14 protein-coding genes are annotated in these 15,350 nt (G+C 58.6%); 1 reads left to right on the forward strand and 13 read right to left on the reverse strand.

Annotation, left to right across the window (positions count from 1 at the left end; genetic code table 11):
* On the reverse strand, positions 1–306 hold a 306-nt coding region (locus tag JJ889_RS13525; RefSeq protein ID WP_291895981.1), incomplete at its 3' end, for a transposase.
* A 1,765-nt stretch (positions 307–2,071) separates the two neighbouring features.
* On the opposite strand from JJ889_RS13525, the gene JJ889_RS13530 reads away from it, so the two are divergent.
* A complete protein-coding gene (locus JJ889_RS13530; protein ID WP_291895983.1) occupies positions 2,072–2,587 on the forward strand; it encodes a hypothetical protein in 516 nt (171 codons plus the stop codon).
* A gap of 565 nt (positions 2,588–3,152) precedes the next feature.
* Here the strand turns inward: JJ889_RS13530 and JJ889_RS13535 are convergent.
* The 12 genes from JJ889_RS13535 to JJ889_RS13590 are packed head-to-tail and all read right to left on the reverse strand — an operon-like array spanning position 3,153 to position 15,329.
* A complete protein-coding gene (locus JJ889_RS13535; RefSeq protein WP_291895985.1) occupies positions 3,153–4,787 on the reverse strand; it encodes a 5-carboxymethyl-2-hydroxymuconate Delta-isomerase in 1,635 nt (544 codons plus the stop codon).
* Positions 4,788–4,790: 3 nt separating this feature from the next.
* Positions 4,791–5,282, reverse strand: coding sequence for a hypothetical protein (locus tag JJ889_RS13540; RefSeq protein WP_291895988.1), 492 nt, complete (start codon positions 5,280–5,282; stop codon positions 4,791–4,793).
* A gap of 3 nt (positions 5,283–5,285) precedes the next feature.
* Positions 5,286–5,630, reverse strand: coding sequence for a DUF1467 family protein (locus JJ889_RS13545; protein ID WP_291895990.1), 345 nt, complete (start codon positions 5,628–5,630; stop codon positions 5,286–5,288).
* A complete protein-coding gene (mce, locus tag JJ889_RS13550) occupies positions 5,630–6,046 on the reverse strand; it encodes a methylmalonyl-CoA epimerase (protein ID WP_291895992.1) in 417 nt (138 codons plus the stop codon). The genes JJ889_RS13545 and mce overlap by 1 nt, the downstream gene beginning before the upstream one ends.
* Positions 6,047–6,070: 24 nt before the next feature.
* Positions 6,071–7,687: a ribonuclease J gene (locus tag JJ889_RS13555; protein ID WP_366940134.1), complete on the reverse strand. Its 1,617-nt coding sequence runs from the start codon at positions 7,685–7,687 to the stop codon at positions 6,071–6,073.
* A gap of 47 nt (positions 7,688–7,734) precedes the next feature.
* Positions 7,735–8,511, reverse strand: coding sequence for a type III pantothenate kinase (locus JJ889_RS13560; protein WP_291895996.1), 777 nt, complete (start codon positions 8,509–8,511; stop codon positions 7,735–7,737).
* A gap of 26 nt (positions 8,512–8,537) precedes the next feature.
* Entirely contained in the window at positions 8,538–9,278 is a 741-nt protein-coding gene (locus JJ889_RS13565; RefSeq protein ID WP_291895999.1) for a biotin--[acetyl-CoA-carboxylase] ligase, read from the reverse strand.
* A 1-nt stretch (position 9,279) separates the two neighbouring features.
* On the reverse strand, positions 9,280–10,722 hold the full coding sequence (gene nuoN / locus JJ889_RS13570; protein WP_291896001.1) for an NADH-quinone oxidoreductase subunit NuoN: 1,443 nt from the start codon (positions 10,720–10,722) through the stop codon (positions 9,280–9,282).
* Positions 10,723–10,734: 12 nt separating this feature from the next.
* Positions 10,735–12,252, reverse strand: coding sequence for an NADH-quinone oxidoreductase subunit M (locus JJ889_RS13575; RefSeq protein ID WP_291896003.1), 1,518 nt, complete (start codon positions 12,250–12,252; stop codon positions 10,735–10,737).
* A 1-nt stretch (position 12,253) separates the two neighbouring features.
* Positions 12,254–14,404 (reverse strand): NADH-quinone oxidoreductase subunit L, encoded by a 2,151-nt coding sequence (gene nuoL, locus JJ889_RS13580; RefSeq protein ID WP_291896005.1) that lies wholly within the window; start codon positions 14,402–14,404, stop codon positions 12,254–12,256.
* Positions 14,405–14,409: 5 nt separating this feature from the next.
* The gene (gene nuoK / locus JJ889_RS13585) at positions 14,410–14,718 is read right to left on the reverse strand and encodes an NADH-quinone oxidoreductase subunit NuoK (RefSeq protein WP_300866700.1); all 309 of its coding nucleotides are present in this window, start codon (positions 14,716–14,718) and stop codon (positions 14,410–14,412) included.
* Positions 14,718–15,329 (reverse strand): NADH-quinone oxidoreductase subunit J, encoded by a 612-nt coding sequence (locus JJ889_RS13590; RefSeq protein WP_291896010.1) that lies wholly within the window; start codon positions 15,327–15,329, stop codon positions 14,718–14,720. The genes nuoK and JJ889_RS13590 overlap by 1 nt, the downstream gene beginning before the upstream one ends.
* Positions 15,330–15,350 lie beyond the last annotated feature (21 nt).

Consider the following 15,350-nt stretch of genomic DNA (forward strand, 5'->3'; position numbering starts at 1 on the left):
CCGCCCCTGCCAGAGATAACCGGTCCATCCCTCGCGCGCATTGATATGTCGGGTATAGCGCTGATGCGCCTGCGCCACCGCCCGGGACAGACCGCCCTCATCGGCCGGTTCCAGAACCAGGTGGACATGATTGGGCATCAGACACCAGGCCCAGCAGTGCACGCGAAACTGCGCACACGCCGCCGCCATCAGATCGCGATAAAGCGCGTAATCGGTGTCTTCAAAGAAGGTCTGCTGACGACGATTACCCCGCTGGGTCACGTGGTGCGGATATCCGGGCAGGACGAGGCGCGCTTGGCGAGGCATGCGCGCAGAATGGCTGCCAGGACACCCTAACGCAACCGGTGATTGATTTCACACGGGAGGGATGGGGGTGTGTCCCTGTTTTTTGCAACAATTCTAACATCACACAAAGCCCCCAATGCGGCGGGGACCCTAATGCACAATTTTGAGGTGTTTCAAGAGGGAATTTTGTTGCGCCTCACCACCGCACGCTGAAATTGTTCTAAAATGGTCAACGCAGGTTGGCGGCAAGGTGTGGTGTGGGAGGGTGTGGAAAAGTGTTTGGGGCGAAGGATGGATACTAATCGGAAGTTTGGCGACTCGCGGTCTCGACATCCTCACCTATAGATCGAGCGAGGCGACAGCCTCAGTTCATTCGAAAGTCGTGTCCAATCTCAATCATTACGCTCCTCACAATTACCTCTCCCGAGAACGGCAGCTCCATCAATCTCGCCCAAAAACCACCCCGCGTGGTCAACGAACTGAAAACGCCCCGTTGGTCGATAGTAAGTAGCCATCATGCCACGCGAATATGGGCAAGTAATAAATGTTGTCGCAGACCAACAAGCAAGCTCCGGTCGATCCTCCCCTGCGAAATAAAGAACATAATCGAGCGGCATCAACTCAGTATCGTGATCAAATAGTTCTCGTTTTGGAGCAAGCGTTCGATCGTCAACTCGTCTGAGCTCCAATCTCAGCTCAAGCCTCTCAGATTCGTATCCGACGTTATCTTCACCTTCATCCTCCTCTAGGTAGGCAAGTTCAGAAGTCCGGCACGTTACCAAACTGGGGAGGGGCGGAGGACCGAGCGACCAATCAGGCTGAGTAACCGCAACTACCCCCGCAACCAAAAAAGGCATTTCAAACATAGAACTCGCTCACTTTCAAATCATTCTCATATGGCCGCACCCAAAGCGCAGAGACCAAGAAACAGCATATTAGCAGACCTTCCAAAAAACAGGGACACACACCATTTATTCCCCGTCCAGACGCGGGCGTCCACGTGCGCGGGGGCGTAGCTGGCGAGTGGACTTGGTCTCCAGACTGTCCAACCCGACCGGAGCGCCCATCGTAATCGGTACGTGTCCCCGTTTTCTGTAGCGGCGTGGATCTCCTTGAGCTTGGCGATGGAGACCTTGGTGTAGGCCTAACTACTTTTTCTCTTTTGATCTCCAAACAGAAAACTTTGAAAAGTCATCGACTATAAGTCTGTGGCAATCTCTATCAATATAAACCATTCCGCATTTACAACTTATATTATCGTTTGGAATTGATGGTATATATTCACCACAATTTTCGCACTTATAATGCAAATCGAAATCAGATGGCACTTCAGACGGCTTGCCGTACGTGTTTCCAACTAGCTTCATTTTATCTACTTCCATTCACTACAGCCGAGTATCCATCATTGATCAGCTGCTGAGAAAAACAGGGACACACACCATTTATTCCCTGTCCAGACGCGGGCGTCCACGTGCGCGGGGGCGTAGCTGGCGAGTGGACTTGGTTTCGAGACTGTCCAACCCGTCCGGAGCGCCCATCGTAATTGGTACGTGTCCCCTTTTTTTTGAATGAATTCGGGGGAAGAGGAAAAATGGGGCACACACATTTTCTAATTCGAATTTCGGCCAACACGCCAACTGCCACTAGCTACGCAAAACATTCCACGGGCTGGCGTTAAATGGTGTGTCCCTGTCATGTTGCAGCGATGGATTTTGGTCGAAATCACCCACAAACCCTGTAGAGGTTTTAGTCTCACTTCAAAGTGGATCAAATAAGAAGGATGGACATGCTTGGTTCGGGTAATCTTTCTGTGAACAAAAATATGTGGAGTGTCACTCCGTCAATCGGCGAACTCGTGGCTGCGAGTGCTCCTGCCTTGTTTGCTCGATTTGGTGACCACCCACTCTCCCCCGAGTTGGTCGGAGAGGCGGTGTTGGCTGCGACCGAAATCAGTGTGGTGGAAACCGCCAAGGTTGCGGATACCGATCCGTTTTCGCTTAAACCACAGGGCACGAACGAGTGGCAGCGGGAGATACAAACACGCGGCGGCTTCCGTACCGTGGCCGCTGCGCATAAGCCGCTGATAGTCGTGCGTTTTCGCTTGTTCGAAAACGAGTTCAAACTGGCAGGCAGGCATCAATCTCGCGTTGACCTATGGGAGGAAGGAAATCGGCGGTTTGGCCCTGTTCAAGAAGTAGTTTTACCACGAGCGTCCAACGCCACTGAGATTGGCGAAGCAATGATCAACATCGCTAAATCCTGCAAAAGCGTCTTCGGGTCGGTCTTCTCTGAAGAGCGATAAACGGGGCCAGGAGAGAAGCCTGGACAGACACATTCTTCGCGCCACGCCCCAAAGTATTGCCATGCCGCGAGAACGAGCGTCACACGGTCTGACCGCATTCCAGATCGGCGCCTCGCCCGGCACTCGGATGGCTGAGGACACCCGGACGAGCCGGGCGATGACGGAGGTGGTGTTAAAAGCGCCGTCCCCACAAAAGTTGGGATCCAGTTCGTCGAACGATTCTGGTTCAGGAATAAGCCGCGAACATCGGCCCGCTTCGAACTAGGCCCTGATCTTCATCAGGGTGACGGCGGAGTGCGAGCTAACACTCTGCCAATCCGCAAACGCACCCCCCAGTCATTTTCCCCGCCCTTGTGGCGGGGTCTGGTTGACGGGAAGAACAATCACCACCGCATGCCGGGCCCCGCAATGAATGCGGGGGAAGGTGATTGGGGCGGCTTGCGGTGACGATAGGCGGACTGCGAAAGGCCCCTACACCACTGTCTTCGCATAAACAGCACGGTCAATATCCACCAGTTCCCGACTCGCCAGTCAGGAATTTGGTCAGCGGCTGCTCCTGGCGGTGTCATCCCAGTGCAAACTCGGCACATAGATCGGGCAAGTTGGTCGTAGCCCTGACCACGCCTTCCTCAAGATCGAATTCGAGTTCAACCAGGTCTGTACCGAAATGTGTGGAGATGTTGTGGGATAGATGCTCCATGACAGCCTGCGCGAAAATTCCTACCAGCAAGCGCATCTCGCCCGCCGGGACCGGAATCCAGCTCTTTCCGTGTTCAACATCCAGCGTGAGGATGGGCTCCTTCGCCGTCGTAGGTTTCCGCTGGAAACTGGCGTGCAGAAAAAAGTGGCGCGGACTCTCCGAACGCTCCTTGACGAGGAGCCCCGTCAGACAATCTGCCAAGTCAACAAGCGCATCAGCGTCAAACTCGACCAATCTCCAGCGCGTATAATGAGTGAGTGAAAGCCCGATCTCATCTGCGCACCAGTCCGCCCTATCCCCCAACTGCTCTGCTGCGGTAGCAAAAACCGGCCAGAGAGACATCGGCTCAACAGAAAGTATGGGTTGCGCACAAAGAAATGTCGCCTGCTGGATAAACTGAACGGCCGCATCGCCCCTACAGTTTACAGTGAGGACAAATGCTTCGGGGGCGGATTCCTGTGCGGTCGCCAACTCCGACTGCAAACGTGCCACGGTTTCAATCACACCGATGGAAGCGGTCGCGCTGATTTCGTCTCGTGGCACCCAGCGCACGCCACCACTATCCAGTGCCTGAAGCACCTCCACCGAACGAAAAAAGCCCAGATTGATCACCCTGATAAACAAAGTGTCCACGTTGCCCTTAGCAGCCAGGTTTTCCGCCTGCAGCCTGTCTCCAACAAAAGCGAGCCCCGGATCCGGCTGACTTAGGTCAGGAGAGACCGAGAGCGCCTCCCAAATCGGAGCTGCCACCGCATAGTCTATGGAAATTGCATCTCCCAGGACGAGTTCATCATTAAGGTCAGGACTCGTAATCTTTTTACGCCCGGCGCCAAGTCGCGGCTTTGCAAGCAGCTGATTAACACCCTGAAGATCTGTATCGAGTTCCGATTTCCAGCGCGCGAAAACACGATCGAGCTTACCCTCATTAGCAATCTCCGCGATACCGGCCAGGACATCGCGCGCGCCCAGCTTCACACCACGGCTGGACGCTGGACGATACGGCAGATGTGCCTTTCTCCAGAACCAGGCACTCGTATGCCGACTTGATGATCCGTCTGAGGCTTCCGAGTTCCTATTCGGGTCTGTCTCGGTCAGATAGATTCTTACGGCCTCGTGTAGGAGATCCAACTCGCTGAGGCCCTCAGCCGCGGGTGAACTATTGACCACCGTCTTCGCATAAACAGCGCGATCAATATCCACCACTTCCACACTGGTCGAGCGCGCTTGCCCTGGCATCGAACACACATTCGCCCTCACCCGTTCGCTCAGATCGGCTTTCTGTTCGACCGTGCGGCCGGGCATGATGCGGAGCTGGACGTGGATGAAGGAGAAATTGTCCGAGCCATTGCGGGTCATCGAGGCCGGGTGGGAGCGGACCTTGATGTCTTCGGTGCCAAACAGCCCGCTGGCCTGCATGCCGTCAAAGACGGCGTCCAGGAGATCGGCTTCGCTGATACCGATTTCGCTGAGCGGGGAAAATTCCACGATGGCGTGGGGCATGTCCTAATTCCCTTTCGGGTCGGGCTGGAAGTCCGGTGTCGGCAGACCGGCACAGGGAAAGACCTCGAGTGGGAGTGCAAAGGGCCCAAGCACGGCGCCTTCGGGATGCGCCTCTGACACATCCAGGCTGATGGTGAAATAGGCCGCTCCGCGCGGAGCAATGGCCTCGCCTTCGACCGGCCGGTCATCGAGCCGGCCCGGGATACGTTCACCCAGCTCGCCATTTTCACCGACAAAGGCATGGCCGCCGCCGACCCAGCGCGGGTCCCAGACCCGGGTCCGGCCCATCTCGCGCTGACGGCAGCTATAGAAGGTCCACAACTGGTGCGATCCGGGCGCGGTGGTGACATCGCTTTCAAAATAGGTGCGCTCGCCATAAGCCTCGATCACGGGCGTTTCGCCGGACAGGTCCGCCCAGATGAGTACGCCAGGCCGGGAATTGACCGCCTGACCTTCCGCCAGTCCGAGATTGAGTATGAGGGCGAGCAGGATCATGCCCTACCCCCAGCTACCATCGCGCGGCAGGAATTCATTGATCACACCGCTTTCGGCGATGGCGAAATAGATGATCCAGACGATCGAGGTGATGACCGTGGTCCACCAGGCCTTCTTGGCCAGCATCGGCGTGACAGGCGCACCCGGCTCGGAACCTTCCTGGATATCACCGTTTTCCTGTTGCGAGCGCACGCCGACCGGCAGGGTCATGAACAGGATCAGCCACCAGCTGATCAGGAAGACCACCAGCCCGTTGACCAGGCCCACACCGCCATCACGCAGGAAAATCCGCGACAGCCACAAAAGGCCGGCGATGACGACGGGGGCGATCTGGAGATAGCGGTTCATCAGGACGGCTCCTGCATCAGTTCGATCAGCTGGCCGTTGGAGTTTTTCGGGTGGATGAAAATCACCGGCACGCCGTGCGCGCCCAGATAGGGTTCACCGGTGCCCAATACCGTCGCGCCGCGCTCAACCATCGCATCACGCGCCTCGATGATGTCCTTGACCTCAAAACACAAATGGTGCTGACCGCCCTTGGGATTGCGCTCAAGGAATTTGTGCACCGGGCTGTCATCACCCAGCGGTGAGAGGAGCTCGATCTCGGAATTGTCCAGGTGCACAAAGGCGACCCGAACACCCAGTTGCGGGAAATCCTTGGTCTCGGTGGCATCCGTGGCGCCATAGAGCTCGGCATAGGTCTGTTTGGCGGCCTCGATGTCCGGAACTGCGACACCGACATGGTTGAGACGTCCGATCTTCATCCAGTACTCTCCTTCTTTGCCGCCTTATACGGGCAGAACCATCACTTCGACCTGTGGCTTCTTGCCCCAGATGGCATTGATTTCACGGCGCACGGCCAGGCGGATTTCTTCCTCGATGGCGTCGGGATCCTTGCGGGTCCGGCGGCCCAGACTGTCAAAGCGCTGTTCGGCAACTTCCTCGAGCTGGTCGAGAATAGCCTCGATCGGGGTGCGGTGATCTTCCGCCACACCGGAGGCCCGCACGTCCGGACCGCCTACCAGCCGGCCCTTCTCGTCCACGGCCAGCGAGACCGCGATCATGCCGGCAAAAGACAGGCGGCGGCGTTCGCGCATGGAATTGGCATTGTCCGGCGTCAGGAACTTGCCATCAAGGTGCAGACGCCCGGCGGGAACCTCGTCAACAACCGCGCCACTGCCGTCCGAGCGCAGCTCAACCATGTCGCCATTGCGCACCGTGATGGCATGGGGAACCTGCAGGGACTTGGCGAAATCGGCGTGCTCGAGCAGGTGACGGCGCTCACCATGCACCGGGATCGCCACTTTCGGCTTGGCCCAGGCATACATCTGCGCCAGCTCGTCCCGGCAGGGATGGCCGGAGACGTGGATCGGCCGATCCTTCTCGGTGATGATATGCACACCGCGTTCGGCCAGCTGGTTCTGAAGATTGAAGATCCCCAGCTCATTGCCCGGAATGACGCGACTGGAAAAGATCACCGTACTGCCCGGTCCCAGTGTCACATTGCGATGATTGCCGTCGGCAATGCGCGACAGCGCCGCGCGCGGCTCGCCCTGGGAACCGGTGCAGAGATAGAGGATCTTGTCGTCCGGGAAAAAGCCGGCCTCTTCCTCGGTCACGAAATCCTGGACATGCTGGAGCAGTCCCACGGACTTGGCCGCAGACGTCATGCGGTGCATGGAGCGACCAACCAGGCAGACGCGTCGGCCATTAGCCTCGGCGGCCTCGATAGCCGATTGCAGGCGCGCAACATTGGAGGCAAAGGCGGCAATGGCGACCTTGCCCTTGAGCTCGCCGACGACTTCGATCAGTGCGTCCTTGACCCCGGCTTCGGAGCCGCTTTCACCGGCCGAGAAGACATTGGTGCTGTCGCACACCATGGCGAGGACGCCCTCCTCGCCCATAGCTTCCAGCGCCGCGCTGTCGGTTTCCTCACCGATCAGCGGATCGGGATCGATCTTCCAGTCACCGGTATGCAGGATCAGACCTGCCGGCGTCCGGATGGCGAGGCCATTGGGTTCGGGGATGGAGTGGGTCAGCGTGACCAGCTGGATATCAAACGGGCCGAGCTCGAACCGGCTGTCGAGGCTGATCTCGTGCAGCTCGACCTCGTCCAGCAGGCCATGTTCGGCGAGGCGGTCGCGTACCAGATAGGCGGTGAACGGCGTTGCATAGATCGGACAGCGCAGGCGTTTCCACAATTGCGCCACAGCGCCCATATGGTCCTCGTGCGCATGCGTCAGCACCATGCCGACCAGGTCGTCGGCACGTTCCTCGATGAAGATCGGATCGGGCATGATCAGGTCGACGCCGGGCGTCGACAAATCGCCAAAGGTCACGCCGCAATCGACGATCACCCATTTGCGTTTTTCCTCCGGGCCATAGCCGTAGAGGTTGAGATTCATTCCGATTTCATCAGACCCGCCGAGCGGCAGGAAATAGACGCTGTCGCTCACGCGGCGCCCCCGTTCAGTTTCCAGACTTCAAGCAATCCCCGGATGGTCAGGTCGGGGTCGTAATGTTCGATCGTGCGCGAAGCCCCATCGAACAGGCTGACGACACCACCCGTGGCGATCACCGTCATGGGCTGTGCGTACTCCGACTTGAGCCTTTCCACCAGCCCGTCAATCAGGTCGATATAGCCCCAGAACACGCCGGACTGCATGGCCGAGACCGTATCCCGCCCCATCACGCGTTGTGGCTTGGCAATGGCCACGCGGGGCAGTTTCGCTGCAGCCGCGTGCAGCGCCTGCATCGACAGGTTGATCCCCGGGGCGATGATGCCTCCCTCGAATGCACCGTCATGGGAGATCACGTCGAAGGTCGTCGCCGTGCCGCTATCGATGATGATCATGGCGCCGGAATACTTGGCGCGGGCGCCCAGCGCATTGACCAGGCGGTCGGCACCGGCGTCCTGGGGACGCTCGAGCCGCACCTCGATATCCAGATTGATCCCGCTCTCGCCGACAATCATCGGCTCGCAATCGAAATAGCGGCGGGAGAGATTGCGCAGGTTAAACAGCGCCTGGGGCACCACAGTGGAGATTACGCACGCATGGACATCCGACAGCTTGAAGCCCTGCAGGGCCATCAATTGCGACAGCCAAACGGCATGCTCATCGGCCGTTCGCGTTGAATCCGTTCCGGCGCGCCAATGCGCTTTCCAGTCCTCGCCATCATGAATGGCAAACAGCGTGTTGGTATTACCGCAATCGATAACCAGCAGCATGCCTCATCCTTTCATCCCGCCCCGGATCAGCTGTCCGGGAAAAAGACTTCACCGGCAGAGATAAATCTCCGCTCTCCGCGCGCCAAGTCGAGGCGCAGTGATCCATCAGGACCAAGATCGGCAAAGATACCAGTCACGGTCTCGTCATTCAGCCGCGCCTGACAGCGATCGCCCAGCCCGAAGGCACGCACCAGCCAGCGATCCCGGATCGGACCAAATCCATCCCGGAACCAGAGCGCGAAATACTTGTCGAAAGCGCGGGAGAGAATATCAAGCGCCCGCTCGCGATTCATATCCGCGCCGAGACTTGCCAGACTGGTCGCCGGCCGCTCGACGTTTTCGGGAGCTACGGCGATATTGATACCAATACCGACGGCCAGCCAGAGACCACCGCCTGGCGCCTTGCCGCTCTCCAGCAGGATACCGGCCAGTTTCTCGCCGTTGATCAGAACGTCATTGGGCCATTTCAGCCGGGTGAGCTCAAACGGAACCCCAGCCGCGTCACACAGATCGCCAACTGCCAGTGCTGCCACAAAGGACAGCTGGGCCGCGCGTTGTGGATCGTCCGACAGCGTGTAAAGGCCCGTGGTGAAGAGGTTTCCGTCCAGCCCGGACCAGGAACGACCGCGTCGCCCTCGCCCCGCGGTCTGGCGGCGGGCGGCGATCCACAGGGGACCGCGTTCACCCGCCTCGGCACGCTCGCGCGCCAGTGTGTTAGTCGACGATGTCTCGTCCAGCCATTCCAGCCGGGTGGCAAGTCCACTCAAGCTAGAGCGTCGCCAGTCCGACGCTGAAGGCGCGGTGCACCAGCCAGCCCAGGGCCGGCAGCAAGAGCACGGTCGCCAGACCAGCCGCACGCGTCACCCAGTAGACACTCATGGAGGATGGCACGAACTCGACGTCGGAGCTGTCGAACCACATCACCTTGACGATCCGCAGATAGTAGGCCGCGGAAACGACAGAGAAGAGGACTGCCAAGATCGAGAGGTAGATCAGGCCTGCATCAACGGCGGAATAGATCACGAAGAACTTGCCGAAGAAGCCGACCATGAAGGGCAGACCACCGATCGAGAACATCAACGCTGTAATGGACCAGGAAAGCCCCGGATTGCGCTGGGCGAGACCGGCGAGGTCAGAAATGTTCTCGACCATGCCTTCCTTGGTGCGCATGGAGAGGACAGCACCAAAGGCACCAACCACGCCCACCATGTAGAGCGACATGAAAACGAGCAGCGCCCACAGGCCTGTATTCGTACCCGACGCAATCGCGACCAGGGCATAACCCATGTTCGAGATCGAGGAATAGGCCAAAAGACGCTTGATATTGGTCTGGGTCAGAGCGCCAAAGGCACCGATACCCATGGACAAGGCCGCAATCATCCAGACGACGTCGCGCCACTGGTCAATCATGCCGCCAAACGGCTCAACCAGGATACGGGCCAGAAGGACGATGGCGGCAAACTTGGGTGCAGTCGCAAAGAAGGCCGTGACCGGGGTCGGCGCGCCTTCGTAAACATCCGGCGTCCACATGTGGAACGGTGCGGCAGAGACCTTGAAGGCCAGACCACAGATGACAAAGACAAGACCAAAGGTCAGACCAACCGACGGCCCTGCGGCAACCGCCTGGGCGATTTCCTCGAAACCTGTAGCGCCCGTGAAACCGTAGATCAGTGACGAGCCGTAAAGCAGCAGACCGGAGGACAGAGCGCCCAGCACGAAATACTTCAGACCGGCCTCGGACGCGCGCAGGCTGTCGCGGTTGAACGCAGCCAGCACGTAAAGCGCCAGGGACTGCAGCTCGATACCCATATACATGGAGATCAGGTCATTGGCCGAAACCATCATGCCCATACCCGTGGCCGCCAGGATGGCAAGGATCGGGTATTCGATCTTGAGCAGTTTTTCCTTGTCCAGGTATGGCAGGGCCAGGATCAGGGTCAGCGCCGCGACCAGCACGATGGCAACTTTGGAGAACTTGGCCAGCGGGTCAAAGACAAAAGCGCCGCCAAAGGCCATGCCCTCACCGCCCGTGCCGAACAGCGCCAGAAGTGCTGCACCGACAAGGGCCGCAATGGAAAGCGTGTAGACCAAGCGTGTCGCCCGCTCGCCTTCCATGAAGACGCCGAGCATCAAAAGCACCATGGCACCGCCTGCAAGCAGCACTTCGGGAAGGAGAAGCGAGAATTCCTGGGAAAGCAGATCCGCTGTCATATCAGGCCCCTCTTACTGGGCTGCTGCGGCTTCAAGGGCCGCTTGGTAGTTGGAAATCAGATTGTCGACCGAAGCCGCGGTGATATCGGTGATCAGTGTGGACGACACCCCCAGAACCAGCGTTGCGATGGCAAGAATGCCAAGCATTGCGGATTCCCTGCCATCGACATCGGTGATCGTCTCCAGCTTGGGATTGGTCATCTCGCCAAACACGACATTGCGGTAGACGGTCAGCATGTACATGGCTGACAGGATGACGCCAGCGGCTGCGCCGGTAGCGATCCACCAGCTGACCTGATAGGCGCCGACCATGGTCATGATCTCGCCGACAAAGCCCGACGTACCCGGCAAGCCGACATTGGCCATGGTGAAGAGCGCGAAGAGCGCGGCATAAACCGGCATGCGGTGTACCAGACCACCATAGAAGGCAATCTCGCGTGTGTGCATGCGATCATAGATAACGCCGACACACAGGAAGAGCGCACCGGAGATGAAGCCGTGGGAGATCATCTGGAAGATCGCGCCCTGAACGCCGACGTCATTCATGGCGAACAGGCCCATGGTCACAAAACCCATGTGAGCAACTGACGAATAGGCAATCAGTTTCTTGATATCCGTCTGCCGGAACGCCACCAGCGAGGTATAGATGATGGCGATGATCGACAGGCCAAAGACCAGCGGCGCGAAATAATCGCTCGCATTGGGGAACATCGGCAGTGAGAAACGCAGGAAGCCGTAACCACCCATTTTCAGCAGCACGCCGGCCAGGATGACCGAGCCTGCCGTCGGCGCCTGTACGTGCGCGTCGGGCAGCCAGGTATGCACCGGCCACATCGGCATTTTCACCGCGAAGGACGCGAAGAAGGCGAGCCACAGCCAGGTCTGGACATCGATGTCGAACGGATGATCGAGCAGCGTAATGATGTTCGTCGTACCTGCATCCAAGAACATGTAGATCATCGCCACCAACATCAGCACCGAGCCGAACAGGGTGTAGAGGAAGAATTTGAAGGCCGCATAGACACGGTTCTGACCACCCCAGACACCGATGATGATGAACATCGGGATCAGGCCACCTTCGAAGAAGATGTAGAACAGAACCAGGTCCAGTGCCGTGAAGACGCCGATCATCAGCGTCTCCAGCAGCAGGAAGGCAATCATGTAGTCGGCGACGCGTTTCTTGATCGCACCGGACGCCAGGATACAGATCGGCATCAGGAATGTCGTCAGCATGACGAACAGGACCGAGATGCCGTCAACACCCATGCGGTAACCCAGGCCGATCTGCTCCAGCCAGGTGACCTCGTGGATCATCTGGAAGCCGGAGACCGACGGGTCGAACTCCCACAACATCAGGCAGGAAATGCCAAAGGTGATGAGCGTCGTCCACAGGGCCACGGCGCGGGAATTGCGATCCGTGATGTCCTGGTTTTCCGCCCGCGTCGTGAAACGCAGATAGGCAATCACCAGCGCGCCGAGCGTCGGCACAAAGGTGAGAACGGTAAGCAGGGATTCGATCTCGCCGAACATTCTAGTTGCCTCCTGCGCCGGCGACGATCCAGAGCGTGAAGCCCAGTACGCCGATCAGCATGACGAATGCGTAGTGATAGAGGAAGCCGGACTGAGCCTTGGCGATACGGCGTGCCGTGGCCATGGTCGTTGCGGCAAAACCATTGGGTCCGAAACCGTCGATGATGCGTACATCGCCGACCTTCCAGAACAAATCGCCCAGCCCTTTCGAGCCTTTCACGAAGACAAACTGATAGATCTCGTCGAAATACCATTTGTTGGACAGGAAAGCGTGGACAGGACCGCCATTGGCAGCGATGCGCGCACCAATGCCTTCCTTGACGATGTAGAACCAGACCGCCAGGCCGAAACCAAGCCAGGTCACGCCAAACGGCATCCACAACACCCAGGTCGGCGGATGGTGACCGTGATGACCTTCATCGCCATGGCTTTCATCCGCGTGCGTGTTGTCGGCATGAGCCGGAGCGGCATGGGTATCAGCTGCATGCTCCTCGGAGCTCGCTGCGTGATCGTCAGCCGCATGGCTGTCGCCCGCATAACCACCCGACGCATAGGCTTCAGCGTATTCGGGGTAATTGCCCTCGGCATAGGGGCCTGCCGGCAGGCTGTCGCCCCAGTATGCAAAGGCATCCTTGCCGACAAAGCTGTCCTTGAACAGGCCGCCCGCAAAGACAGCACCGATCGCCAGCAGGACCAGCGGGCCGGTCATGACCCAGCCACTGTCGTGGGCGTGCTCGTAGTCGGACTGCTTGCCACGGAATTTGCCGTGGAAGGTCATGAAGATCAGGCGCCAGGAATAGAAGCTGGTCAGCAGGGCTGCACCGATGCCGATCCAGAAAGCACCCATTCCGAAGAACTTGCCTTCCTGGCCCATCATGAAGGCTTCCTCGATGATCATGTCCTTCGAGTAGAAACCGGCAAAGCCGATACCATCGAATTCCCAACCACCCAGGGTGAACGGCGGAATACCGACACCGGTCAACGCCAGCGTACCGATCAGCATCAGCACCCAGGTCATCGGCATCATCTTGTAGAGACCGCCCATCTTGCGCATGTCCTGCTCGTCATGCAGGCCGTGAATGACGGCGCCACATCCAAGGAACAGGAGCGCCTTGAAGAAAGCGTGCGTGAACAGGTGAAACATCGCTGCCGAGTAAAGGCCAAGGCCCGCGGCGAAGAACATGTAACCAAGCTGGGAACAGGTCGAATAGGCGACAACGCGCTTGATGTCGTTCTGGGCCAGGCCGATCGTTGCAGCAAAGATCGCCGTCGTCGCACCGATCACCGTGACAATGGCAGAGGCCATCGGTGCAGCTTCGTAGATCGGGAAAGCACGGCAGACCAGGAAGACACCGGCGGTGACCATGGTCGCAGCGTGGATAAGGGCGGAGACCGGCGTCGGGCCTTCCATTGCGTCCGGCAGCCAGACGTGCAGGAAGAACTGGGCCGACTTGCCCATAGCACCGATGAACAGGAGGAAGGCGATCAGCTCGATCGCGTTGAACTCCATACCGGCAAAGGCCAGCACCGTCTCGGAATGGTCGGCGACGTGGCTGAAAACGACGTCGAAATCCACTGATCCGAAGACGTGGAACAGCGCCATGATACCCAGGGCAAAGCCGAAATCACCGACACGGTTGGTGACGAAGGCCTTGATGGCGGCGTCGTTGGCGGACTTCTTCTTGTACCAGAAACCGATGAGCAGATAGGAGGCCAGGCCCACACCTTCCCAGCCGAAGAAGAGCTGAAGGAAGTTGTCGGAGGTCACCAGCATCAGCATGGCGAAGGTGAAGAGCGACAGATAGGAGAAGAAACGCGCACGGTGCGGATCGTGGGACATATAGCCCCAGGAATAGATATGCACGAGCGCGGAGACCGTGTTGACGACGATCAGCATGGTCGCGGAGAGCGTATCCAGCTTGATGTCCCAGGAGACATCGAAATTGCCGACACTCATCCAGGTCGCCAGATGCAGGGTCGCCGTATGGCCGCCCATGGCCACGTCGAAGAAGAGATACCAGGACAGCGCTGCAGCGAGCACGACAAAGAAGGTCGTGACGATCTGCGAGACGCGATGCCCGATGATATTGCCGAACAGGCCGGCGATGATGGACGCCAGGAGCGGTCCGAAGACAACGATGTAGGGTGCCATGTTTCCTAGCCCTTCATCAGGTTGACGCCCTCAACCGAGATATCACCCCGGTTGCGGAAGTAGACGACGAGGATGGCGAGCCCCACAGCGGCTTCGGCGGCAGCCACGGTCAGCACGAAGAGTGCGAAGACCTGGCCGGCGAGATCACCGAGGAAGCTGGAGAAAGCCACCAGATTGACGTTCACGGACAGAAGGATCAGCTCGACCGACATCAGGATGACGATGACGTTCTTGCGGTTCACGAAAATGCCGAAGACACCGATGGTGAACAGTATCGCGGCAACAGCCAGATAATGGCCCAGACCGACTTCCATCATTCTCCAATCCCCTGTCCCGGTTTGACGTCCACGAGCTCGACCGCGTCTTCGCGACGGCGACCGACCTGAGCGGAGACGCTCTGACGTTTCACATGCGGCTTGTGGCGCAGCGTCAGCACGATGGCACCAATCATGGCAACCAGCAGGACGAGGCCGGAAGCCTGGAAGAAATAGATGTAGTCGTCATACAGGATCATCCCGAGCGCCTCGACGTTGGAGACACCGTCCGGCATCACCGCAGCGCGCAGCGCCTCGGCCTGTTCGGAAGCGCGCCAGGTCAGGCCGATCATGGCCAGCTCGATGGCCAAGATCAGGGCGACGATGGCACCGAGCGGCGCGTATTCCAGGAAACCTTGTTTCAGCTCGGTGAAATCAACGTCAAGCATCATGACGACGAAGAGGAAGAGCACCGCGACCGCGCCGACATAGACAACGATCAGCAGCATGGCGAGGAATTCCGCGCCCAGCAGTACGAAAAGACCCGCCGCCGAGAAAAAGGCGAGGATCAGGAATAGTACAGACCTGACCGGGTTACGCGCGATGACGACCATCAAGGCCGAGACAATCGCGACACCGGAAAAGGCCCAGAAGGCCAGGGATGCGAGCATGGCGCCCTCTTCCATTCTCAA

The organism is Maricaulis sp. (genome assembly GCF_017643475.1).
Classification (GTDB): domain Bacteria; phylum Pseudomonadota; class Alphaproteobacteria; order Caulobacterales; family Maricaulaceae; genus Maricaulis.